Below are 23,128 nucleotides of genomic sequence, written 5' to 3'. Positions count from 1 at the left end.
AGCAAGCCTGCGGACGCTCTGTCCGTGGATTGGCGTCCGTGCGCCGGGCAAAACTTGTATTTGACGCCCGATCTTGTATGGTTGGTCCCCTTTGAATTCGAGTCTTGCAGGTCTGTTATGAAGTCGGTTGAAGAGCAGCTAGCGCTGATCAAGCGTGGTGCAGAAGAACTGTTGGTCGAGTCCGAGCTGATCGAAAAGCTCAAGCGTGGCCAGCCGCTACGTATTAAGGCAGGCTTCGATCCGACCGCGCCGGATTTGCACCTGGGTCACACCGTGCTCATTAATAAGCTGCGCCAGTTCCAGGATCTGGGGCATCAGGTGATCTTCCTTATCGGTGACTTCACCGGGATGATCGGTGATCCGAGTGGCAAGAGCGCGACACGTCCACCGCTCACTCGTGAACAGGTTCTCGAGAATGCCGAGACCTACAAGACTCAGGTCTTCAAGATTCTTGATCCGGCCAAAACCGAAGTGGCGTTCAACTCCACCTGGATGGATCAGATGGGGCCGGCTGACTTCATTCGCCTGACTTCGCAATACACTGTGGCACGCATGCTCGAGCGCGACGACTTCGACAAGCGCTACACGACCAATCAGCCAATCGCCATTCACGAATTCCTCTATCCGCTGGTTCAGGGTTACGACTCGGTCGCTTTGCGCGCGGATGTCGAGCTGGGCGGTACCGATCAGAAGTTCAACCTGCTGATGGGGCGTGAGCTGCAGCGTAGTTATGGTCAAGAGGCTCAATGCATTCTGACCATGCCGTTGCTCGAAGGGCTGGATGGCGTGAAGAAGATGTCCAAGTCGTTGGGCAACTATGTCGGTATCCAGGAGGCGCCGGGTGTCATGTACGGCAAGCTGGTCTCTATTCCTGATGTGCTGATGTGGCGCTACTTCGAACTGCTCAGCTTCCGCTCCATGGAAGAGATCGATGCTTTGCGGGCTGACGTCGAGGCGGGTGCGAATCCGCGTGACATCAAGATCAAGTTGGCCGAAGAGATCGTTGCGCGTTTCCATGGTGAGGAGGCTGCGGCCAATGCTCACCGTGCAGCAGGCAACCGTATGAAAGATGGCGAGCTGCCGGATGATTTGCCAGAGATCGAATTGACCGCTGCCGAAGATATGCCGATCGCCGCTGTTCTTAATAAGGCGGGTCTGGTGAAGAACTCTGCCGTGGCGCGTGACCTTCTGGGTTCCGGTGGTGTGCGTATAGATGGTGAAGTTGTCGATCGCACCTTTATATACGCACTGGGCGCGACCCACGTTTGCCAGGCCGGGAAGAAGGCATTTGCGCGTATTACGCTCAAATCCGAATAAAGCTGAAATCAGGGGTTGACGGCAGATCCTGGGCGTCTATAATTCGCCCCACTTCCGGCGCAGTCGAAACGGAAAACTCCTTGGTAAACAATGAGTTACGCGGTTTTCGACAGCGGTTACGCTTCAGTTCATCGAAGCCAGAAGGAGTTGGTAGGGCAGGGTGTTGTCGCCTTATTGACGGTTCGATCTTCTCGGTCGAAAGCGGAGAAAAAGAGGTGTTGACAGCAGCGACTAACGCTGTAGAATTCGCCTCCCGCTAACGAGAGATCGGAAGCGCAAGTGGTTGAAGTTGCAAGGGAAACTTTGAAAACTTCTGAAAATAACCGCTTGACAGTAACAGAGGCTGCTGTAGAATGCGCGCCTCGGTTGAGACGAAAGATCTTAACCAACCGCTCTTTAACAACTGAATCAAGCAATTCGTGTGGGTGCTTGTGGAGTCAGACTGATAGTCAACAAGATTATCAGCATCACAAGTTACTCCGCGAGAAATCAAAGATGTAACCAACGATTGCTGAGCCAAGTTTAGGGTTTCTTAAAAACCCAAAGATGTTTGAACTGAAGAGTTTGATCATGGCTCAGATTGAACGCTGGCGGCAGGCCTAACACATGCAAGTCGAGCGGCAGCACGGGTACTTGTACCTGGTGGCGAGCGGCGGACGGGTGAGTAATGCCTAGGAATCTGCCTGGTAGTGGGGGATAACGTTCGGAAACGAACGCTAATACCGCATACGTCCTACGGGAGAAAGCAGGGGACCTTCGGGCCTTGCGCTATCAGATGAGCCTAGGTCGGATTAGCTAGTTGGTGAGGTAATGGCTCACCAAGGCGACGATCCGTAACTGGTCTGAGAGGATGATCAGTCACACTGGAACTGAGACACGGTCCAGACTCCTACGGGAGGCAGCAGTGGGGAATATTGGACAATGGGCGAAAGCCTGATCCAGCCATGCCGCGTGTGTGAAGAAGGTCTTCGGATTGTAAAGCACTTTAAGTTGGGAGGAAGGGCAGTTACCTAATACGTAATTGTTTTGACGTTACCGACAGAATAAGCACCGGCTAACTCTGTGCCAGCAGCCGCGGTAATACAGAGGGTGCAAGCGTTAATCGGAATTACTGGGCGTAAAGCGCGCGTAGGTGGTTCGTTAAGTTGGATGTGAAATCCCCGGGCTCAACCTGGGAACTGCATTCAAAACTGTCGAGCTAGAGTATGGTAGAGGGTGGTGGAATTTCCTGTGTAGCGGTGAAATGCGTAGATATAGGAAGGAACACCAGTGGCGAAGGCGACCACCTGGACTGATACTGACACTGAGGTGCGAAAGCGTGGGGAGCAAACAGGATTAGATACCCTGGTAGTCCACGCCGTAAACGATGTCAACTAGCCGTTGGGAGCCTTGAGCTCTTAGTGGCGCAGCTAACGCATTAAGTTGACCGCCTGGGGAGTACGGCCGCAAGGTTAAAACTCAAATGAATTGACGGGGGCCCGCACAAGCGGTGGAGCATGTGGTTTAATTCGAAGCAACGCGAAGAACCTTACCAGGCCTTGACATCCAATGAACTTTCCAGAGATGGATTGGTGCCTTCGGGAACATTGAGACAGGTGCTGCATGGCTGTCGTCAGCTCGTGTCGTGAGATGTTGGGTTAAGTCCCGTAACGAGCGCAACCCTTGTCCTTAGTTACCAGCACGTAATGGTGGGCACTCTAAGGAGACTGCCGGTGACAAACCGGAGGAAGGTGGGGATGACGTCAAGTCATCATGGCCCTTACGGCCTGGGCTACACACGTGCTACAATGGTCGGTACAGAGGGTTGCCAAGCCGCGAGGTGGAGCTAATCCCACAAAACCGATCGTAGTCCGGATCGCAGTCTGCAACTCGACTGCGTGAAGTCGGAATCGCTAGTAATCGCGAATCAGAATGTCGCGGTGAATACGTTCCCGGGCCTTGTACACACCGCCCGTCACACCATGGGAGTGGGTTGCACCAGAAGTAGCTAGTCTAACCTTCGGGGGGACGGTTACCACGGTGTGATTCATGACTGGGGTGAAGTCGTAACAAGGTAGCCGTAGGGGAACCTGCGGCTGGATCACCTCCTTAATCGACGACATCAGCTGCTCCATAAGTTCCCACACGAATTGCTTGATTCATTGAAGAAGACGATACGAAGCAGCCCGAAATTGGGTCTGTAGCTCAGTTGGTTAGAGCGCACCCCTGATAAGGGTGAGGTCGGCAGTTCGAATCTGCCCAGACCCACCAATTTTGTGTGGGAATACCTGTAGAAATACGGGGCCATAGCTCAGCTGGGAGAGCGCCTGCCTTGCACGCAGGAGGTCAACGGTTCGATCCCGTTTGGCTCCACCACTACTGCTTCTGTTGTTGAAAGCTTAGAAATGAGCATTCCATCGTGATGATGGTGAATGTTGATTTCTAGTCTTTGGCTAGATCGTTCTTTAAAAATTTGGGTATGTGATAGAAAGATAGACTGAACGTTACTTTCACTGGTAACGGATCAGGCTAAGGTAAAATTTGTGAGTTGCTCTTTGAGCAAGTGCGAATTTTCGGCGAATGTCGTCTTCACAGTATAACCAGATTGCTTGGGGTTATATGGTCAAGTGAAGAAGCGCATACGGTGGATGCCTTGGCAGTCAGAGGCGATGAAAGACGTGGTAGCCTGCGAAAAGCTTCGGGGAGTCGGCAAACAGACTTTGATCCGGAGATGTCTGAATGGGGGAACCCAGCCATCATAAGATGGTTATCTTGTACTGAATACATAGGTGCAAGAGGCGAACCAGGGGAACTGAAACATCTAAGTACCCTGAGGAAAAGAAATCAACCGAGATTCCCTTAGTAGTGGCGAGCGAACGGGGACTAGCCCTTAAGTGGCTTTGAGATTAGCGGAACGCTCTGGAAAGTGCGGCCATAGTGGGTGATAGCCCTGTACGCGAAAATCTCTTAGTCATGAAATCGAGTAGGACGGAGCACGAGAAACTTTGTCTGAATATGGGGGGACCATCCTCCAAGGCTAAATACTACTGACTGACCGATAGTGAACTAGTACCGTGAGGGAAAGGCGAAAAGAACCCCGGAGAGGGGAGTGAAATAGATCCTGAAACCGTATGCGTACAAGCAGTGGGAGCCCACTTTGTTGGGTGACTGCGTACCTTTTGTATAATGGGTCAGCGACTTATTTTCAGTGGCGAGCTTAACCGAATAGGGGAGGCGTAGCGAAAGCGAGTCTTAATAGGGCGTCTAGTCGCTGGGAATAGACCCGAAACCGGGCGATCTATCCATGGGCAGGTTGAAGGTTAGGTAACACTGACTGGAGGACCGAACCGACTACCGTTGAAAAGTTAGCGGATGACCTGTGGATCGGAGTGAAAGGCTAATCAAGCTCGGAGATAGCTGGTTCTCCTCGAAAGCTATTTAGGTAGCGCCTCATGTATCACTGTAGGGGGTAGAGCACTGTTTCGGCTAGGGGGTCATCCCGACTTACCAAACCGATGCAAACTCCGAATACCTACAAGTGCCGAGCATGGGAGACACACGGCGGGTGCTAACGTCCGTCGTGAAAAGGGAAACAACCCAGACCGTCAGCTAAGGTCCCAAAGTTATGGTTAAGTGGGAAACGATGTGGGAAGGCTTAGACAGCTAGGAGGTTGGCTTAGAAGCAGCCACCCTTTAAAGAAAGCGTAATAGCTCACTAGTCGAGTCGGCCTGCGCGGAAGATGTAACGGGGCTCAAACCATACACCGAAGCTACGGGTATCACTTAGGTGATGCGGTAGAGGAGCGTTCTGTAAGCCTGTGAAGGTGAGTTGAGAAGCTTGCTGGAGGTATCAGAAGTGCGAATGCTGACATGAGTAACGACAATGGGTGTGAAAAACACCCACGCCGAAAGACCAAGGTTTCCTGCGCAACGTTAATCGACGCAGGGTTAGTCGGTCCCTAAGGCGAGGCTGAAAAGCGTAGTCGATGGAAAACAGGTTAATATTCCTGTACTTCTGGTTATTGCGATGGAGGGACGGAGAAGGCTAGGCCAGCTTGGCGTTGGTTGTCCAAGTTTAAGGTGGTAGGCTGGAATCTTAGGTAAATCCGGGATTCCAAGGCCGAGAGCTGATGACGAGTGTTCTTTTAGAACACGAAGTGGTTGATGCCATGCTTCCAAGAAAAGCTTCTAAGCTTCAGGTAACCAGGAACCGTACCCCAAACCGACACAGGTGGTTGGGTAGAGAATACCAAGGCGCTTGAGAGAACTCGGGTGAAGGAACTAGGCAAAATGGCACCGTAACTTCGGGAGAAGGTGCGCCGGTGAGGGTGAAGCACTTGCTGCGTAAGCCCACGCCGGTCGAAGATACCAGGCCGCTGCGACTGTTTATTAAAAACACAGCACTCTGCAAACACGAAAGTGGACGTATAGGGTGTGACGCCTGCCCGGTGCCGGAAGGTTAATTGATGGGGTTAGCTAACGCGAAGCTCTTGATCGAAGCCCCGGTAAACGGCGGCCGTAACTATAACGGTCCTAAGGTAGCGAAATTCCTTGTCGGGTAAGTTCCGACCTGCACGAATGGCGTAACGATGGCGGCGCTGTCTCCACCCGAGACTCAGTGAAATTGAAATCGCTGTGAAGATGCAGTGTATCCGCGGCTAGACGGAAAGACCCCGTGAACCTTTACTATAGCTTTGCACTGGACTTTGAATTTGCTTGTGTAGGATAGGTGGGAGGCTTTGAAGCGTGGACGCCAGTTCGCGTGGAGCCATCCTTGAAATACCACCCTGGCAACTTTGAGGTTCTAACTCAGGTCCGTTATCCGGATCGAGGACAGTGTATGGTGGGTAGTTTGACTGGGGCGGTCTCCTCCTAAAGAGTAACGGAGGAGTACGAAGGTGCGCTCAGACCGGTCGGAAATCGGTCGTAGAGTATAAAGGCAAAAGCGCGCTTGACTGCGAGACAGACACGTCGAGCAGGTACGAAAGTAGGTCTTAGTGATCCGGTGGTTCTGTATGGAAGGGCCATCGCTCAACGGATAAAAGGTACTCCGGGGATAACAGGCTGATACCGCCCAAGAGTTCATATCGACGGCGGTGTTTGGCACCTCGATGTCGGCTCATCACATCCTGGGGCTGAAGCCGGTCCCAAGGGTATGGCTGTTCGCCATTTAAAGTGGTACGCGAGCTGGGTTTAGAACGTCGTGAGACAGTTCGGTCCCTATCTGCCGTGGACGTTTGAGATTTGAGAGGGGCTGCTCCTAGTACGAGAGGACCGGAGTGGACGAACCTCTGGTGTTCCGGTTGTCACGCCAGTGGCATTGCCGGGTAGCTATGTTCGGAATAGATAACCGCTGAAAGCATCTAAGCGGGAAACTAGCCTCAAGATGAGATCTCACTGGGACCTTGAGTCCCCTGAAGGGCCGTCGAAGACTACGACGTTGATAGGTTGGGTGTGTAAGCGCTGTGAGGCGTTGAGCTAACCAATACTAATTGCCCGTGAGGCTTGACCATATAACACCCAAGCAATTTGCGCTTAAGAGCCAGATTGCGGTGTGTGAAGACGCAATGAACCGAAAGTTCGCAACCATTCACAAAAGCCGCACAAACTATCGCATACCCAATTTGCTGAAGCGTCGAAAGACGGTTCGGTACCCGAATTTCTTGACGACCATAGAGCATTGGAACCACCTGATCCCATCCCGAACTCAGAAGTGAAACGATGCATCGCCGATGGTAGTGTGGGGTTTCCCCATGTGAGAGTAGGTCATCGTCAAGATTAAATTCCGAAACCCCTATCTGCGTATGCAGGTAGGGGTTTTGTTTTGCCCGCAGAAAAACTGACGTTTAGGGTTTCTATGCAACTGCTCGGTGTATGGCTATCATGCGGGCCTCATTGTGAGGCGAGACTTGCATGCTGACGTTGTTAAAGCTTCTTAAGGATGGCCGATTCCATTCGGGCCAGGCCCTGGGCGTAGCCTTGGGCGTCAGTCGTAGCGCTGTATGGAAGCAGCTTCAGCATTTGGAGGCTGAGCTCGGCTTATCCATTCATAAAGTGCGCGGTCGCGGCTATCAGCTGGCTGCGCCATTGACGCTGCTTGATCCTGTCGAGATATGCGCGCGTGAGCCTTCCTGTGAGTGGCCCATCCTGGTCCTCGACTCAATTGACTCAACCAATGCTGAAGCCTTGCGCGCTATCGAACGTGGCCAGATCGCGCCATTTCTGGTGCTTGCCGAGCGGCAAACGGCTGGTCGCGGACGGCGTGGACGCAAGTGGGTGAGTCCGTTCGCAGAAAACATCTATTACAGCCTGGTGTTGCGCATTGAGGGTGGGATGCGGCAGCTGGAAGGCTTGAGTCTAGTTGTTGGGCTCGCCGTACTGCAGGCCTTGCGAGAGCTTGGTATTTCAGGCGCGGGGTTGAAGTGGCCTAATGATGTTCTGGTTGGTCAGAAAAAAATTGCTGGAATATTGCTCGAATTAGTGGGCGATCCTGCAGATGTGTGTCACGTAGTGATCGGTGTCGGGATCAATGTGAACATGCAGATGACTGATGAGGTTGACCAGCAGTGGACGTCCATGCGGCTCGAGTCGGGCAAGGCGGTTGATCGCAATCACCTGGTTGCGAAGTTGGGCGTGATGCTCCGGGCCTACTTGAGTCGCCACCAGGTCGACGGATTTCCGGCTATCCGGGCGGAGTGGGAGCAAAATCATCTATGGCAGGGGCGCGCCGTGTCGTTGATTGCTGGAGCTAGTCAGATAGATGGAGAGGTGTTGGGTATCGATGGTCAGGGTGCCTTGCGCTTGAAGGTGAATGGCGTGGAAAAAGTCTTTAGTGGTGGTGAGCTCAGCCTGAGGTTGCGTGATGATTCTTGAGCTCGATTGTGGAAACAGTTTCATCAAGTGGCGTGTGCTCGGCGTGGATGTCGGGCGGGTGGTTGGTGAGGGTGTCGTTGATTCGGATCTCGCGCTGCTTGAGAGTTTGAAGGGGCTCAAGGGGCTCGCTCTCAAGCATTGTCGGTTAGTGAGCGTCAGAACCGCTGAAGAAACCGGAGCCTTGATCTCTTTGTTGTCAGAGACTTTCGGTGTTTCCGTAGTGTGCGCTACGCCGGCTCGCGAAATGTCCGGGGTTCGTAATGGCTATGAAGAGTTCGAGCGGCTAGGGCTTGATCGCTGGCTTGCAATGCTCGGAGGATTTCACCTGGCTTCAGGTGCTTGTCTGGTGCTCGACTTCGGTACCGCAGTCACGGCTGATTTTGTCGCTAGGGATGGCGAGCATCTTGGAGGCTTCATCTGTCCGGGAATGCCCTTAATGCGTAACCAGTTGCGTACTCATACCCGTAGAATCCGCTATGGCGACCTTGCTGCCGAGCGCGCTTTGGAGAGTCTTGTTCCTGGGCGTACTACCGTCGAGGCGGTCGAGCGAGGTTGCTTGCTGATGTTGAGAGGCTTTGTTCAGGCTCAGCTAGAGTTGGCGCGCAGCTATTGGGGGGAGGATTTCGCTGTATTCCTCACAGGAGGAGATGCTGATCTGGTCTCCGAGGTTGTGCCTGGGGCCAGGGTGGTTCCAGATTTGGTGTTTGTAGGGTTGGCTATGGCGTGTCCCTTGTCTTGAGGTTTTTATGCGTTGGTTGTTCCTGCTGCTGCTTGTTCTCAATGTGTTCTATTACGTCTGGCACCAACAGGAGGCTCCGCTTCGCGCGAAGGATGTAACCCCCTTGAGTATGTATCGGGGCTCTCAGCAGGACATTCGTTTGTTGAGCGAGGCGACTGATACGACCCGAGACAAAGGAAAATCCACGCAGACGGAAAGCAGTTGTCTCTATCTGGGCGGTTCTGCCCGGCAGGAAGTCGCTCAGGCAGTCGAGCATCGATTGAGTGGCATGGACATCAAGTTTCAGCCCTTGCCGAAGGATCTCCCTGAATATGCGGGTTACTGGGTGCGTGTGGCGCCGGAAAGCCGGCGTTTGCTGGACGACTTGCAGTTGCAAAGCCTTTCTAAAGAATTCAATGAGTTAAAACATAAAATAATGCCGTGTGAGGGGGTTGCACCTGTCGAATAGTTTGCATAGAATGGCGCCCGCTTCGCAGTGAAGACCTTTTAAAGGTTGACGGTGCGAAGCGAGGTCAACGCAGCTAACCTCAGGTTTTTAATGAGAAAATGCTTGACAGAAGGCTGGCATAGTATAGAATGCCGGCTCGCTTAGGAGGGGTTCCCGAGCGGCCAAAGGGATCAGACTGTAAATCTGACGTCTACGACTTCGAAGGTTCGAATCCTTCCCCCTCCACCATTTTTAGCGAGAGCTGCAAGCTCCGCGGGTATAGTTTAGTGGTAGAACCTCAGCCTTCCAAGCTGATGATGCGGGTTCGATTCCCGCTACCCGCTCCAGGTTTGCAGGTCCTGCAAAGTGTTACGCTCTTGTAGCTCAGTTGGTAGAGCACACCCTTGGTAAGGGTGAGGTCAGCGGTTCAAATCCGCTCAAGAGCTCCATATAACAAGGCAGATATGAAAATATCTGCCTTTGTTTTAATGGCTTGTAGATGCGCGTTGTTGCCTGAGAGGGTGTTGTGCGTCTTTGGTGCTGGTGTGCATGGCCAGGATCGATGAGTAAATTGTTGTAAAGTCTTTTTCGGGCCGGCATAATGGTCGGCCTGATTTTGTTTTAGGTCAGTAGCTCAATTGGCAGAGCGACGGTCTCCAAAACCGTAGGTTGGGGGTTCGATTCCCTCCTGACCTGCCAGATTCACCAGGTGTGTCTGGCTTTCTTTTCACAGGATCTTCATAGATGACTCCTAAAGCTGAAGCTCAAGGCTCTCGCTTCGATCTACTCAAGTGGCTGGTAGTAGTTGCTTTGGTGATTGTTGGCGTTGTTGGCAATCAGTATTACTCTGCTTCGCCGATCCTGTACCGCGTGCTCGCTTTGCTGGTCATTGCTGCTGTAGCTGCCTTTGTAGGCCTGCAGACGGTTAAGGGCAAGTCTTTCTTTGTACTGGTTAAGGAAGCGCGCACCGAGATTCGTAAAGTCGTTTGGCCAACTCGCCAAGAAACTACGCAGACCACGTTGATCGTTGTGGCTGTTGTTCTGGTTATGGCGTTGCTGTTGTGGGGGCTTGATTCCCTGCTCGGTTGGCTTGTTTCCTTGATCGTCGGCTAAGGGTGTCCCGTGGCTAAGCGTTGGTACGTTGTGCATGCTTACTCCGGTTACGAGAAGCATGTCATGCGTTCGTTGATCGAGCGCGTAAAGCTGGCTGGCATGGAAGATGGCTTCGGCGAAATTCTGGTTCCCACTGAAGAAGTGGTTGAAATGCGTAATGGCCAGAAGCGCAAAAGCGAACGCAAATTCTTCCCTGGTTATGTGCTGGTTCAGATGGACATGAACGAGGGTACTTGGCACTTGGTCAAGGATACTCCTCGGGTGATGGGTTTCATCGGTGGTACTGCCGACAAGCCTGCACCAATCACAGATAAAGAAGCAGAAGCGATTCTGCGTCGCGTTGCTGATGGTAGCGACAAGCCGAAGCCGAAGACGTTGTTCGAGCCGGGTGAGTCGGTACGTGTCAACGACGGGCCGTTTGCCGATTTTACCGGCACGGTTGAAGAGGTTAACTACGAAAAGAGCCGGATCCAAGTGGCGGTGCTCATTTTCGGTCGCTCTACTCCGGTAGAGTTGGAGTTCAGCCAGGTCGAAAAGGTCTAGCTGAGCAAGCATCCCAACCCCGCAGCCCTAGGCTGTGGGGTTTTGTCGTCACTGGGATAAACGCGCAAGTAACCGGGGAGCCTTTCGAGGCGTTTGAACCCGTAATTGGAGTGCCTCATGGCCAAGAAGATTACCGCTTACATCAAGCTGCAAGTGAAGGCCGCTCAGGCTAACCCAAGCCCACCTGTTGGTCCTGCTCTGGGTCAGCACGGCGTGAACATCATGGAATTCTGCAAGGCTTTCAACGCCCGTACTCAGGGTCTTGAGCCAGGTCTGCCGACTCCAGTGATCATCACTGTCTACAGCGACCGTAGCTTCACGTTCGAAACCAAATCCACTCCTGCTTCGGTTCTGCTGAAGAAGGCTGCTGGTCTGACTAGCGGTTCCGCTCGTCCGAACACCGTTAAGGTTGGCACTGTGACTCGTGCTCAGCTGGAAGAAATCGCGAAAACCAAAAACGCGGATCTGACTGCAGCTGATATGGAAGCAGCCGTGCGTACTATCGCCGGTTCTGCTCGTAGCATGGGCCTTAACGTGGAGGGTGTGTAATGGCTAAGCTGACCAAGCGTCAAAAGGCTATCGCCGGCAAAATCGAAGCAGGCAAGGCCTACAACTTTGTAGACGCTGCTGCTCTGCTGTCCGAGCTGTCGACTGTCAAGTTCAGCGAGTCGTTCGACGTAGCTGTGAACCTGGGTGTTGACCCGCGTAAATCCGACCAGGTCGTTCGTAGCGCTACCGTGCTGCCGCACGGTACCGGCAAGACCGTTCGCGTTGCTGTGTTCACTCAGGGTCCAGCTGCCGAGGCCGCTCTGGCTGCCGGCGCTGACCGTGTAGGTATGGACGACCTGGCTGCCGAAATGAAAGGCGGCGACCTGAACTATGACGTAGTGATCGCATCCCCGGATGCAATGCGCGTTGTAGGTCAGTTGGGTCAGATCCTCGGTCCACGTGGTCTGATGCCTAACCCTAAAGTCGGCACAGTAACTCCAGACGTAGCTACCGCGGTTAAAAACGCCAAGGCTGGTCAGGTTCGTTATCGCACCGACAAAAACGGCATCATCCACACTTCCGTTGGCAAAGTCGGCTTCGATGCCGTCAAGCTGAAGGAAAACGTTGAAGCCCTGATCGCTGATCTGAAGCGTATCAAGCCAGCTTCCTCGAAAGGTATTTACGTCAAGCGCGTTACCCTGAGCACTACTATGGGTCCAGGTCTGGTCATCGACCAGGGTTCGCTCGACGCGTAAGACGCAGGTTGGCGCAAGTAATTGCGCCAATTGAAAGATTGGGGTCCCTGCCTGGCGGGGGCTATCCAAGACCGTAGGCGACGCAAGTCTTAAACCTCAAGCCTACGCAGATGGTGCTCCCGGTTCCTTACCGAATCAGACACCAAAACGACATCCGGTTTCGACTGGATGAAACGGTAACAAGCAGGAGTTAAACCCGTGGCAATTAAACTCGAAGACAAGAAGGCCATCGTCGCTGAAGTCAACGAGGCTGCCAAAGTCGCTCTGTCCGCTGTCGTGGCTGATGCCCGTGGCGTAACAGTAGGCGCGATGACCGGACTCCGTAAAGAGGCTCGTGAAGCTGGCGTTTATGTACGTGTCGTACGTAACACCCTGCTCAAGCGCGCTGTTGCTGACACTGAATTCAGTGTCCTCAACGACGTGTTCACCGGCCCTACCCTGATTGCATTCTCCAAAGAACATCCAGGCGCTGCTGCCCGGATTTTCAAAGAGTTCGCCAAGGGTCAGGACAAGTTCGAGATCAAGGCAGCTGCGTTTGATGGCAAGTTCCTTGCCGCTAACCAGATCGACGTGTTGGCTACCCTGCCGACCCGCGACGAAGCTATTGCGAAACTGATGAGCGTGATCCAAGGCGCTACCAGCAAGCTGGCTCGTACCCTGGCAGCCGTTCGCGACCAGAAAGAAGCTGCTGCTGCCTAAGGCACAGCGAGACCTTTCAAAATCATATGTTTAATTTGATGGCTGCGTAAGCTGTCACCCCAATACAGGATTCAAGTCATGTCTCTGACTAACGAACAAATCATCGAAGCAATCGGCCAGAAAACCGTTCTGGAAGTTGTTGAGCTGATCAAAGCAATGGAAGAAACCTTCGGCGTTACCGCTGCTGTTGCTGCTGCTGGTCCAGCTGCTGCTGCCGCTGTTGTTGAAGAGCAAACTGAATTCAACGTCATGCTGACCGAAGCTGGCGAGAAGAAAGTTAACGTGATCAAGGCTGTACGTGAGCTGACCGGTCTGGGCCTGAAAGAAGCCAAGGCTGTAGTTGACGGCGCTCCTGCCATGGTTCTGGAAGCTGTTGCCAAAGACGCAGCTGACAAAGCCAAAGCAGCTCTGGAAGAAGCAGGCGCTAAAGTCGAGCTGAAATAAGCATCGACTTTGCTCCTCCAGCCCGAGCGTTAAGCGAAAGGCTGATGGCTGGTGGCTCTTGCCACCGGCCTTTTTCCGTTATTGGCAGCCGACTGGGTCGGTGCTGGTAACGAGCTGTATCCACCCGATGTGGTGGCGCAAACCATGGGGTTTGCACGATTTTCTGGCTGCTCCCGTCGGGAGGGGCCAAACAAGCAGGTGACCAAGCTGGGGAACGCTGATGGCTTACTCATATACTGAGAAAAAACGTATCCGCAAGGACTTTAGCAAGTTGCCGGACGTCATGGATGTGCCGTACCTCCTGGCCATCCAGCTGGATTCGTATCGTGAATTCTTGCAAGCGGGAGCGACTAAAGATCAGTTCCGCGACGTGGGCCTGCATGCGGCCTTCAAATCCGTTTTCCCGATCATCAGCTACTCCGGCAATGCTGCGCTGGAGTACGTCGGTTATCGCCTGGGCGAACCGGCATTTGATGTCAAAGAATGCGTATTGCGCGGTGTAACTTACGCCGTACCTTTGCGGGTAAAAGTGCGCCTGATCATTTTCGACAAAGAATCGTCGAACAAAGCGATCAAGGACATCAAAGAGCAAGAAGTCTACATGGGTGAAATCCCCCTGATGACTGAGAACGGTACCTTCGTAATCAACGGTACCGAGCGTGTAATCGTTTCCCAGCTGCACCGTTCCCCGGGCGTGTTCTTCGACCACGACCGTGGCAAGACGCACAGCTCCGGCAAACTGCTGTACTCCGCGCGCATCATTCCTTACCGCGGTTCGTGGTTGGACTTCGAGTTCGACCCGAAAGATTGCGTATTTGTGCGTATCGACCGTCGCCGCAAGCTGCCTGCATCGGTACTGCTGCGCGCGCTGGGCTATACCACTGAAGAAGTGCTGGACGCGTTCTACACCACCAACGTCTTCCATGTGCAGGGTGAAAACCTCAGCCTGGAACTGGTGCCTCAGCGCCTGCGTGGTGAAATTGCTGTCCTCGATATTCAGGATGACAAAGGCAAGGTTATTGTCGAGCAAGGTCGTCGTATCACCGCTCGCCACATCAACCAGCTGGAAAAAGCCGGGATCAAAGAGCTGCAAGTGCCTCTGGACTACGTCCTGGGTCGCACTACCGCCAAGGTCATCGTGCATCCGGCTACCGGCGAAATCCTGGCAGAGTGCAACACCGAGCTGAACACCGAAATCCTGGCAAAAATTGCCAAGGCGGGCGTTGTTCGCATCGAAACTCTGTACACCAACGATATCGACTGCGGTCCGTTCGTCTCCGACACCCTGAAGATCGACTCCACCAGCAACCAATTGGAAGCGCTGGTCGAAATCTATCGCATGATGCGTCCAGGCGAGCCGCCAACCAAGGACGCTGCCGAGACACTGTTCAACAACCTGTTCTTCAGTCCTGAGCGCTATGACCTGTCTGCGGTCGGCCGGATGAAGTTCAACCGTCGTATCGGTCGTACCGAGATCGAAGGTTCGGGCGTGTTGTGCAAAGAAGACATCGTCGCGGTTCTGAAGACTCTGGTCGACATCCGTAACGGTAAAGGCATCGTCGATGACATCGACCACCTGGGTAACCGTCGTGTTCGCTGCGTAGGCGAAATGGCCGAGAACCAGTTCCGCGTTGGCCTGGTACGTGTTGAGCGTGCGGTCAAAGAGCGTCTGTCGATGGCGGAAAGCGAAGGCCTGATGCCGCAAGACCTGATCAACGCCAAGCCAGTGGCTGCGGCGGTGAAAGAGTTCTTCGGTTCCAGTCAGCTGTCCCAGTTCATGGACCAGAACAACCCGCTGTCCGAGATCACCCACAAGCGTCGCGTCTCTGCACTCGGCCCAGGCGGTTTGACTCGCGAACGTGCAGGCTTCGAAGTCCGTGACGTACACCCGACTCACTACGGTCGTGTATGCCCGATTGAAACGCCGGAAGGTCCGAACATCGGTCTGATCAACTCCCTGGCCGCCTATGCGCGCACCAACCAGTACGGCTTCCTCGAGAGCCCGTACCGTGTGGTGAAAGACGCTCTGGTCACCGACGAGATCGTTTTCCTGTCCGCCATCGAAGAAGCTGATCACGTGATCGCTCAGGCTTCGGCCACGATGAACGACAAGAAAGTCCTGATCGACGAGCTGGTAGCTGTTCGTCACTTGAACGAGTTCACCGTCAAGGCGCCGGAAGATGTCACCTTGATGGACGTGTCGCCGAAGCAGGTAGTTTCGGTTGCTGCGTCGCTGATCCCGTTCCTCGAGCACGACGACGCCAACCGTGCGTTGATGGGTTCGAACATGCAGCGTCAAGCTGTACCAACCCTGCGTGCTGACAAGCCGCTGGTAGGTACCGGCATGGAACGTAACGTGGCTCGCGACTCCGGCGTTTGCGTCGTGGCTCGTCGTGGCGGCGTGATCGATTCCGTCGATGCCAGCCGTATCGTGGTTCGTGTTGCTGATGATGAAGTTGAAACCGGCGAAGCTGGTGTCGACATCTACAACCTGACCAAGTACACCCGCTCCAACCAGAACACCTGCATCAACCAGCGTCCGCTGGTGAGCAAAGGTGATCGGGTTCAGCGCAGCGACATCATGGCCGACGGTCCGTCCACCGATATGGGTGAACTGGCTCTGGGTCAGAACATGCGCATCGCGTTCATGGCATGGAACGGCTTCAACTTCGAAGACTCCATCTGCCTGTCCGAGCGTGTTGTTCAGGAAGACCGTTTCACCACGATCCACATCCAGGAACTGACCTGTGTGGCGCGTGACACCAAGCTTGGGCCAGAGGAAATCACAGCAGACATCCCGAACGTGGGTGAAGCTGCACTGAACAAGCTGGACGAAGCCGGTATCGTTTACGTAGGTGCTGAAGTAGGCGCAGGCGACATCCTGGTAGGTAAGGTCACTCCGAAAGGCGAGACCCAACTGACTCCGGAAGAAAAACTGCTGCGTGCGATCTTCGGTGAAAAAGCCAGCGACGTTAAAGACACCTCCCTGCGTGTGCCTACCGGCACCAAGGGTACTGTCATCGACGTACAGGTCTTCACCCGTGACGGCGTTGAGCGTGATGCTCGTGCACTGTCGATCGAGAAGACTCAACTCGACGAGATCCGCAAGGACCTGAACGAAGAGTTCCGTATCGTTGAAGGCGCTACTTTCGAACGTCTGCGTTCCGCTCTGGTCGGCCACAAAGCCGAAGGCGGCGCCGGTCTGAAGAAAGGTCAGGAAATCACCGACGAAGTTCTCGACGGTCTTGAGCACGGCCAGTGGTTCAAGCTGCGCATGGCTGAAGATGCTCTGAACGAGCAGCTCGAGAAGGCTCAGGCCTACATCGTTGATCGCCGCCGTCTGCTGGACGACAAGTTCGAAGACAAGAAGCGCAAGCTGCAGCAGGGCGATGACCTGGCTCCAGGCGTGCTGAAAATCGTCAAGGTTTACCTGGCAATCCGTCGCCGCATCCAGCCGGGCGACAAGATGGCCGGTCGTCACGGTAACAAGGGTGTGGTCTCCGTGATCATGCCGGTTGAAGACATGCCGCACGATGCCAATGGCACCCCGGTCGACGTCGTCCTCAACCCGTTGGGCGTACCTTCGCGTATGAACGTTGGTCAGATCCTTGAAACCCACCTGGGCCTCGCGGCCAAAGGTCTGGGCGAGAAGATCAACCGGATGGTCGAAGAGCAGCGTAAGGTTGCTGAACTTCGCACCTTCCTGGACGAGATCTACAACCAGATCGGCGGTCGTAACGAAGATCTGGATAGCTTCTCCGACCAGGAAATCCTGGATCTGGCGAAGAACCTGCGTGGCGGCGTTCCAATGGCCACTCCAGTGTTCGACGGCGCCAAGGAAAGCGAAATCAAGGCCATGCTGAAACTGGCAGACCTGCCAGAAAGCGGCCAGATGCAGCTGACCGACGGCCGTACCGGCAACAAGTTCGAGCGCCCGGTTACTGTTGGCTACATGTACATGCTGAAGCTGAACCACTTGGTAGACGACAAGATGCACGCTCGTTCTACCGGTTCGTACAGCCTGGTTACCCAGCAGCCGCTGGGTGGTAAGGCGCAGTTCGGTGGTCAGCGTTTCGGGGAGATGGAGGTCTGGGCACTGGAAGCATACGGTGCTGCTTACACTCTGCAAGAAATGCTCACAGTGAAGTCGGACGATGTGAACGGCCGGACCAAGATGTACAAAAACATCGTGGACGGCGATCACCGTATGGAGCCGGGCATGCCCGAGTCCTTCAACGTGTTGATCAAGGAAATTCGTTCCCTCGGCATCGATATCGATCTGGAAACCGAATAACACGTGACGCGAATCGAGAGCGGGGCAGGATTGCCCGCTCTCTGCTCCGCCAGGAGGAAAGGCCTTGAAAGACCTACTGAATTTGCTGAAAAACCAGGGTCAAGTCGAAGAGTTCGACGCCATCCGTATTGGATTGGCATCGCCTGAGATGATCCGTTCGTGGTCGTTCGGTGAAGTTAAAAAGCCGGAAACCATCAACTACCGTACGTTCAAACCTGAGCGTGACGGCCTGTTCTGCGCCAAGATCTTTGGCCCGGTAAAGGATTACGAGTGCCTGTGCGGTAAGTACAAGCGCTTGAAGCACCGTGGTGTGATCTGCGAGAAGTGCGGCGTTGAAGTCGCGCTGGCAAAAGTTCGTCGTGAGCGCATGGCGCACATCGAGCTGGCCTCGCCAGTAGCCCACATCTGGTTCCTGAAATCGCTGCCGTCCCGTATCGGCTTGCTGATGGACATGACCCTGCGTGATATCGAGCGCGTTCTCTACTTCGAGAGCTATGTCGTTATCGATCCAGGCATGACCACCCTTGAAAAGGGTCAGCTGCTCAACGACGAGCAGTACTTCGAAGCGCTGGAAGAGTTCGGCGACGATTTCGATGCCCGCATGGGTGCCGAAGCTGTCCGTGAACTGCTGCACGCTATCGACCTGGAACACGAGATTGGCCGTCTGCGTGAAGAGATTCCGCAAACCAACTCCGAAACCAAAATCAAAAAGCTGTCCAAGCGTCTGAAGTTGATGGAAGCCTTCCAGGGTTCCGGCAACCTGCCAGAGTGGATGGTGCTGACCGTTCTGCCGGTTCTGCCGCCAGATCTGCGTCCACTGGTCCCATTGGATGGCGGTCGTTTCGCGACTTCCGACCTCAACGATCTATATCGTCGAGTGATCAACCGTAACAACCGTTTGAAGCGCCTGCTTGATCTGTCCGCTCCGGACATCATCGTGCGCAACGAAAAGCGTATGTTGCAGGAAGCCGTCGACGCACTGCTCGACAACGGTCGTCGTGGCCGCGCTATCACCGGTTCCAACAAGCGTCCTCTGAAATCCCTGGCTGACATGATCAAGGGTAAGCAAGGTCGTTTCCGTCAGAACTTGCTCGGTAAGCGTGTTGACTACTCCGGTCGTTCGGTAATTACCGTAGGTCCGACTCTGCGTCTGCACCAGTGCGGTCTGCCGAAGAAGATGGCTCTCGAGCTGTTCAAGCCGTTCATTTTCGGCAAGCTGGAAATGCGTGGTCTTGCTACCACCATCAAAGCGGCCAAGAAGATGGTTGAGCGTGAGCTGCCAGAGGTTTGGGACGTTCTCGCTGAAGTGATTCGCGAACACCCGGTTCTCCTCAACCGTGCACCGACCCTTCACCGTCTGGGTATCCAGGCGTTTGAACCGGTACTGATCGAAGGTAAGGCTATCCAGCTGCACCCTCTGGTCTGTGCTGCGTACAACGCCGACTTCGACGGCGACCAAATGGCCGTGCACGTACCGCTGACGCTGGAAGCCCAGCTGGAAGCGCGTGCGTTGATGATGTCGACCAACAACATTCTGTCGCCAGCCAACGGTGAGCCAATCATCGTTCCTTCGCAGGACGTTGTATTGGGTCTGTACTACATGACTCGTGAAGCGATCAACGCCAAAGGCGAAGGTCGTGTGTTCGCGGATCTGCAAGAAGTTGACCGTGTGTTCCGTGCCGGCGAAGCCGCACTGCACGCCAAGGTCAAGGTGCGGATCAACGAAACCGTGAACGATCGTGATGGCGGCAGCGTGACCAACACTCGTATCGTCGACACTACCGTCGGCCGTGCGCTGTTGTTCCAGGTTGTGCCAAAAGGTCTGTCCTTCGACGTCGTCAACCTGCCGATGAAGAAGAAAGCGATCTCCAAACTGATCAACCAGTGCTACCGCGTGGTTGGTTTGAAAGAGACCGTGATCTTCGCTGACCAGTTGATGTACACCGGTTTTGCCTATTCGACCATCTCCGGCGTTTCCATCGGTGTTAACGACTTCGTTATCCCTGATGAAAAAGCCCGCATCATCGGTGCAGCCACCGACGAAGTGAAAGAGATCGAAAGTCAGTACGCCTCCGGCCTGGTAACCCAGGGCGAGAAGTACAACAAGGTGATCGACCTTTGGTCCAAGGCGAACGACGAAGTTTCCAAGGCGATGATGGCCAACCTCTCGAAAGAGAAAGTCATCGACCGTCATGGCGTCGAAGTCGACCAGGAATCCTTCAACTCGATGTACATGATGGCCGACTCGGGCGCACGGGGTTCTGCCGCGCAGATCCGTCAGCTCGCCGGTATGCGTGGCCTGATGGCCAAGCCGGACGGTTCCATCATCGAAACGCCGATTACTGCGAACTTCCGTGAAGGTTTGAGCGTACTTCAGTACTTCATCTCTACTCACGGTGCTCGTAAAGGTCTGGCGGATACCGCGTTGAAAACTGCGAACTCCGGTTACCTGACTCGTCGTCTGGTAGACGTGGCGCAGGATCTGGTTGTGACCGAGATCGATTGCGGCACCGAACATGGCCTGGTGATGACTCCGCACATTGAAGGCGGTGACGTTGTTGAGCCGTTGGGTGAGCGCGTATTGGGTCGTGTCATTGCCCGTGACGTATTCAAGCCAGGTACCGAGGAAGTTATCGTTCCTGCCGGCACTCTGGTAGACGAGAAGTGGGTCGAGTTCATCGAGCTGAACAGCATCGACGAAGTGATCGTGCGTTCGCCGATCAGCTGCGAAACCCGCTACGGCATTTGCGCCAAGTGCTACGGCCGTGACTTGGCTCGTGGTCACCAGGTGAACATCGGTGAAGCGGTCGGCGTTATCGCTGCCCAGTCCATCGGTGAGCCGGGTACCCAGCTGACCATGCGTACGTTCCACATCGGTGGTGCGGCAAGCCGGACCTCCGCAGCCGACAGCGTTCAGGTGAAGAATGGCGGTACCGTCCGTCTGCATAACCTGAAGCACGTTGAGCGAGTGGATGGTTGCCTGGTTGCTGTGTCCCGTTCCGGTGAGCTGGCAATCGCTGATGACTTCGGTCGTGAGCGTGAGCGCTACAAGCTGCCGTACGGTGCTGTGATTTCGGTTAAAGAAGGTGACAAGGTCGACGCTGGCGCAATCGTGGCCAAGTGGGATCCGCACACTCACCCAATCGTTACCGAAATGAAAGGTACCGTGACCTACGTGGGCATGGAAGAAGGCATCACGATCAAGCGTCAGACTGACGAATTGACCGGTATGACCAACATTGAAGTACTCGACGCCAAAGACCGTCCAGCTGCCGGTAAAGATATCCGTCCTGCTGTGAAGATGGTTGATGACAACGGCAAGGATCTCTTGCTGCCGGGTACCGACGTAATTGCTCAGTACTTCCTGCCTGCTAACGCCCTGGTCGGTGTAGCGGACGGTGCGAAAATCGCGATCGGTGATGTTATCGCTCGTATTCCGCAAGAGACTTCGAAGACCCGTGACATCACCGGTGGTCTGCCGCGTGTTGCCGACTTGTTCGAAGCCCGTCGTCCGAAAGAAGCCTCGATCCTGGCTGAAGTCAGCGGCACCATCGCGTTCGGTAAAGAGACCAAAGGCAAGCGCCGTCTGGTTATCACCCCGAACGACGGTAGCGATCCGTACGAAGAGCTGATTCCGAAGTGGCGTCACCTGAACGTCTTCGAAGGCGAACAGGTAAACCGCGGCGAAGTTATCTCCGACGGTCCGAGCGATCCACACGACATCCTGCGTCTGCTGGGTGTGAGTGCGCTGGCCAAGTACATCGTGAACGAGATCCAGGACGTTTACCGTCTGCAAGGCGTGAAGATCAACGACAAGCACATCGAGACCATCCTGCGTCAGATGCTGCGTAAAGTTGAGATCGCTGAGTCCGGCGACTCCAGTTTCATCAAGGGCGACCAGATGGAATTGACTCACGTACTGGTAGAGAACGAGCGTCTGAGCACTGAAGACAAATTTGTCTCCAAGTTCACTCGTGTACTGCTGGGTATCACCAAGGCGTCGTTGTCCACCGAATCGTTCATCTCGGCGGCTTCCTTCCAGGAAACCACTCGCGTACTGACCGAAGCGGCGGTAACCGGCAAGCGCGATTACCTGCGCGGCCTGAAAGAAAACGTGGTCGTGGGTCGTCTGATCCCGGCCGGTACCGGTCTGGCTTATCACAGCGAGCGCAAGCGCCGCCGTGATGCTGACAAACCGTTGCGCGTGAGCGCCAGTGAAGTGGAAGCTGCACTGACCGAAGCGCTGAACTCGAGCGGTAACTGAGTTCTGCGGTAGTAAATGAGTGCAGGCCCTGATCGCTCCGTTCATCCAGTCGAGACAATTTGTCGAGGTTGGATGGGGGGAGAGGTCGGGGCCTTGCCTTGACTGGGGACAAGATCCTCTTTAGACTCTTGTACCCCTAAATTTGGCGGGGATTCGTTCCTGCCATTTTGCTTTTCTTGCAAGACAATAGCGTCGCAAGACAACAGTGGAGCTAGTAGATGGCAACTATCAACCAGCTGGTACGTCAGCCGCGTAAGCGTATCGTCGAGAAATCCGACGTGCCTGCGCTGCAGAACTGCCCGCAACGTCGTGGCGTATGCACCCGTGTGTATACCACTACGCCGAAAAAACCTAACTCGGCACTGCGTAAAGTATGCCGTGTGCGTCTGACCAACGGTTTCGAGGTTTCCTCGTACATCGGTGGTGAAGGCCACAACCTGCAAGAGCACAGCGTGGTACTGATCCGCGGCGGTCGTGTAAAAGACTTGCCAGGTGTTCGTTACCACACCGTTCGCGGCTCTTTGGATACTTCCGGCGTTAAAGGTCGTAACCAAGGTCGTTCGAAGTACGGTACCAAGCGTCCGAAGTAATAGTCGCTTGCAGCAAAAAACCGATTTCTATTTTTCTGAGTCGATAAGAGTAAGGTCGGAGGCGTCCCGAAAGGGCACCGATTCCGAGCGAACCTGAAGACCGTTTGAGGGCTTATCCATGCCAAGAAGACGCGTAGCAGCCAAGCGCGAAGTGCTTGACGATCCAAAATACGGAAGCCAAATCCTGGCCAAGTTCATGAACCACGTGATGGAAAGCGGCAAAAAAGCCGTTGCCGAGCGTATCGTTTATGGCGCGCTGGAAAAGGTTAAAGAGCGCAAGAACAGCGACCCCCTGGAAATCTTCGAGAAAGCTCTCGACGCCATCGCTCCGCTGGTCGAAGTAAAGTCGCGCCGTGTAGGCGGTGCTACTTACCAGGTTCCGGTCGAAGTTCGTCCGTCCCGTCGTAACGCGCTGGCAATGCGCTGGTTGGTAGACTTCGCCCGTAAGCGCGGCGAGAAGTCTATGGCTCTGCGTTTGGCTGGCGAACTGTTGGACGCTGCTGAAGGTAAAGGTGCTGCTGTTAAGAAGCGTGAAGACGTGCACCGTATGGCTGAAGCCAACAAGGCTTTCTCGCACTACCGCTTCTAATTTTAGCTTCACT

The 23,128-nt window shown here is 54.5% G+C and carries 14 protein-coding genes, 6 tRNA genes and 3 rRNA genes; all 23 read left to right on the top strand.

Going from position 1 to position 23,128, the window contains the following annotated elements:
- The first annotated feature begins 117 nt into the window (after nucleotides 1–117).
- Nucleotides 118–1,317, top strand: a complete 1,200-nt coding sequence (gene tyrS / locus LOY36_RS25715; protein ID WP_007941670.1) for a tyrosine--tRNA ligase — start codon at nucleotides 118–120, stop codon at nucleotides 1,315–1,317.
- Between the two features lie 552 nt (nucleotides 1,318–1,869).
- Nucleotides 1,870–3,408 (top strand): 16S ribosomal RNA (locus LOY36_RS25710).
- A gap of 82 nt (nucleotides 3,409–3,490) precedes the next feature.
- Nucleotides 3,491–3,567: transfer RNA gene (locus tag LOY36_RS25705), tRNA-Ile, on the top strand.
- 29 nt (nucleotides 3,568–3,596) lie between these two features.
- Nucleotides 3,597–3,672: transfer RNA gene (locus LOY36_RS25700), tRNA-Ala, on the top strand.
- A gap of 245 nt (nucleotides 3,673–3,917) precedes the next feature.
- A 23S ribosomal RNA gene (locus LOY36_RS25695) occupies nucleotides 3,918–6,809 on the top strand.
- A gap of 149 nt (nucleotides 6,810–6,958) precedes the next feature.
- Nucleotides 6,959–7,074, top strand: a 5S ribosomal RNA gene (rrf, locus tag LOY36_RS25690).
- Together the 16S, 23S and 5S rRNA genes with 2 tRNA genes alongside form the textbook arrangement of a ribosomal RNA operon.
- A gap of 135 nt (nucleotides 7,075–7,209) precedes the next feature.
- Nucleotides 7,210–8,169 carry a bifunctional biotin--[acetyl-CoA-carboxylase] ligase/biotin operon repressor BirA gene (birA, locus tag LOY36_RS25685; protein ID WP_019650825.1) on the top strand — a complete coding sequence of 320 codons (960 nt, stop codon included), beginning with the start codon at nucleotides 7,210–7,212 and terminating at the stop codon, nucleotides 8,167–8,169.
- On the top strand, nucleotides 8,159–8,908 hold the full coding sequence (locus LOY36_RS25680; RefSeq protein ID WP_258671298.1) for a pantothenate kinase: 750 nt from the start codon (nucleotides 8,159–8,161) through the stop codon (nucleotides 8,906–8,908). Before birA ends, LOY36_RS25680 begins: the two co-directional genes overlap by 11 nt.
- A gap of 7 nt (nucleotides 8,909–8,915) precedes the next feature.
- On the top strand, nucleotides 8,916–9,356 hold the full coding sequence (locus LOY36_RS25675; RefSeq protein ID WP_019650827.1) for a hypothetical protein: 441 nt from the start codon (nucleotides 8,916–8,918) through the stop codon (nucleotides 9,354–9,356).
- A 143-nt stretch (nucleotides 9,357–9,499) separates the two neighbouring features.
- Nucleotides 9,500–9,584: transfer RNA gene (locus tag LOY36_RS25670), tRNA-Tyr, on the top strand.
- A gap of 24 nt (nucleotides 9,585–9,608) precedes the next feature.
- A tRNA-Gly gene (locus LOY36_RS25665) sits at nucleotides 9,609–9,682 on the top strand.
- Nucleotides 9,683–9,708: 26 nt separating this feature from the next.
- Nucleotides 9,709–9,784, top strand: a tRNA-Thr gene (locus LOY36_RS25660).
- Nucleotides 9,785–9,958: 174 nt separating this feature from the next.
- Nucleotides 9,959–10,034 (top strand) — tRNA-Trp (locus LOY36_RS25655).
- 45 nt (nucleotides 10,035–10,079) lie between these two features.
- Complete coding sequence (gene secE / locus LOY36_RS25650; RefSeq protein WP_007933728.1) at nucleotides 10,080–10,448, top strand: preprotein translocase subunit SecE; 369 nt, start codon at nucleotides 10,080–10,082, stop codon at nucleotides 10,446–10,448.
- Between the two features lie 9 nt (nucleotides 10,449–10,457).
- Complete coding sequence (gene nusG / locus LOY36_RS25645) at nucleotides 10,458–10,991, top strand: transcription termination/antitermination protein NusG (protein WP_007933727.1); 534 nt, start codon at nucleotides 10,458–10,460, stop codon at nucleotides 10,989–10,991.
- 117 nt (nucleotides 10,992–11,108) lie between these two features.
- Nucleotides 11,109–11,540: a 50S ribosomal protein L11 gene (gene rplK / locus LOY36_RS25640; protein ID WP_007933726.1), complete on the top strand. Its 432-nt coding sequence runs from the start codon at nucleotides 11,109–11,111 to the stop codon at nucleotides 11,538–11,540.
- Nucleotides 11,540–12,235 carry a 50S ribosomal protein L1 gene (gene rplA, locus LOY36_RS25635; RefSeq protein WP_007933725.1) on the top strand — a complete coding sequence of 232 codons (696 nt, stop codon included), beginning with the start codon at nucleotides 11,540–11,542 and terminating at the stop codon, nucleotides 12,233–12,235. Before rplK ends, rplA begins: the two co-directional genes overlap by 1 nt.
- Before the next feature lie 198 nt (nucleotides 12,236–12,433).
- Nucleotides 12,434–12,934 carry a 50S ribosomal protein L10 gene (gene rplJ, locus LOY36_RS25630; RefSeq protein ID WP_018925653.1) on the top strand — a complete coding sequence of 167 codons (501 nt, stop codon included), beginning with the start codon at nucleotides 12,434–12,436 and terminating at the stop codon, nucleotides 12,932–12,934.
- A gap of 78 nt (nucleotides 12,935–13,012) precedes the next feature.
- A complete protein-coding gene (gene rplL / locus LOY36_RS25625; protein ID WP_018925654.1) occupies nucleotides 13,013–13,378 on the top strand; it encodes a 50S ribosomal protein L7/L12 in 366 nt (121 codons plus the stop codon).
- A gap of 220 nt (nucleotides 13,379–13,598) precedes the next feature.
- A complete protein-coding gene (rpoB, locus tag LOY36_RS25620; RefSeq protein WP_018925655.1) occupies nucleotides 13,599–17,672 on the top strand; it encodes a DNA-directed RNA polymerase subunit beta in 4,074 nt (1,357 codons plus the stop codon).
- Between the two features lie 64 nt (nucleotides 17,673–17,736).
- Nucleotides 17,737–21,936, top strand: coding sequence for a DNA-directed RNA polymerase subunit beta' (gene rpoC / locus LOY36_RS25615; RefSeq protein ID WP_019650829.1), 4,200 nt, complete (start codon nucleotides 17,737–17,739; stop codon nucleotides 21,934–21,936).
- 218 nt (nucleotides 21,937–22,154) lie between these two features.
- Nucleotides 22,155–22,526 (top strand): 30S ribosomal protein S12, encoded by a 372-nt coding sequence (gene rpsL / locus LOY36_RS25610; RefSeq protein WP_003186084.1) that lies wholly within the window; start codon nucleotides 22,155–22,157, stop codon nucleotides 22,524–22,526.
- Nucleotides 22,527–22,644: 118 nt separating this feature from the next.
- Nucleotides 22,645–23,115 carry a 30S ribosomal protein S7 gene (rpsG, locus tag LOY36_RS25605; RefSeq protein WP_002555493.1) on the top strand — a complete coding sequence of 157 codons (471 nt, stop codon included), beginning with the start codon at nucleotides 22,645–22,647 and terminating at the stop codon, nucleotides 23,113–23,115.
- Nucleotides 23,116–23,128: the final 13 nt, after the last annotated feature.

The sequence above is a fragment of the Pseudomonas sp. B21-019 genome, from assembly GCF_024749225.1.
Lineage (GTDB): Bacteria > Pseudomonadota > Gammaproteobacteria > Pseudomonadales > Pseudomonadaceae > Aquipseudomonas.
The sequence above is the reverse complement of the archived record's forward strand: the minus strand, read 5'-3'. Positions and strand labels throughout refer to the sequence as shown.

Coding starts and splice junctions, on each gene's coding strand:
- rplL (WP_018925654.1), top strand. CDS start 13,013: ATGTCTCTGACTAACGAACAAATCATCGAAGCAATCGGCCAGAAAACC.
- rplA (WP_007933725.1), top strand. CDS start 11,540: ATGGCTAAGCTGACCAAGCGTCAAAAGGCTATCGCCGGCAAAATCGAA.
- tyrS (WP_007941670.1), top strand. CDS start 118: ATGAAGTCGGTTGAAGAGCAGCTAGCGCTGATCAAGCGTGGTGCAGAA.
- LOY36_RS25675 (WP_019650827.1), top strand. CDS start 8,916: ATGCGTTGGTTGTTCCTGCTGCTGCTTGTTCTCAATGTGTTCTATTAC.
- rpsG (WP_002555493.1), top strand. CDS start 22,645: ATGCCAAGAAGACGCGTAGCAGCCAAGCGCGAAGTGCTTGACGATCCA.
- birA (WP_019650825.1), top strand. CDS start 7,210: ATGCTGACGTTGTTAAAGCTTCTTAAGGATGGCCGATTCCATTCGGGC.
- rplK (WP_007933726.1), top strand. CDS start 11,109: ATGGCCAAGAAGATTACCGCTTACATCAAGCTGCAAGTGAAGGCCGCT.
- secE (WP_007933728.1), top strand. CDS start 10,080: ATGACTCCTAAAGCTGAAGCTCAAGGCTCTCGCTTCGATCTACTCAAG.
- rpsL (WP_003186084.1), top strand. CDS start 22,155: ATGGCAACTATCAACCAGCTGGTACGTCAGCCGCGTAAGCGTATCGTC.
- LOY36_RS25680 (WP_258671298.1), top strand. CDS start 8,159: ATGATTCTTGAGCTCGATTGTGGAAACAGTTTCATCAAGTGGCGTGTG.
- rpoB (WP_018925655.1), top strand. CDS start 13,599: ATGGCTTACTCATATACTGAGAAAAAACGTATCCGCAAGGACTTTAGC.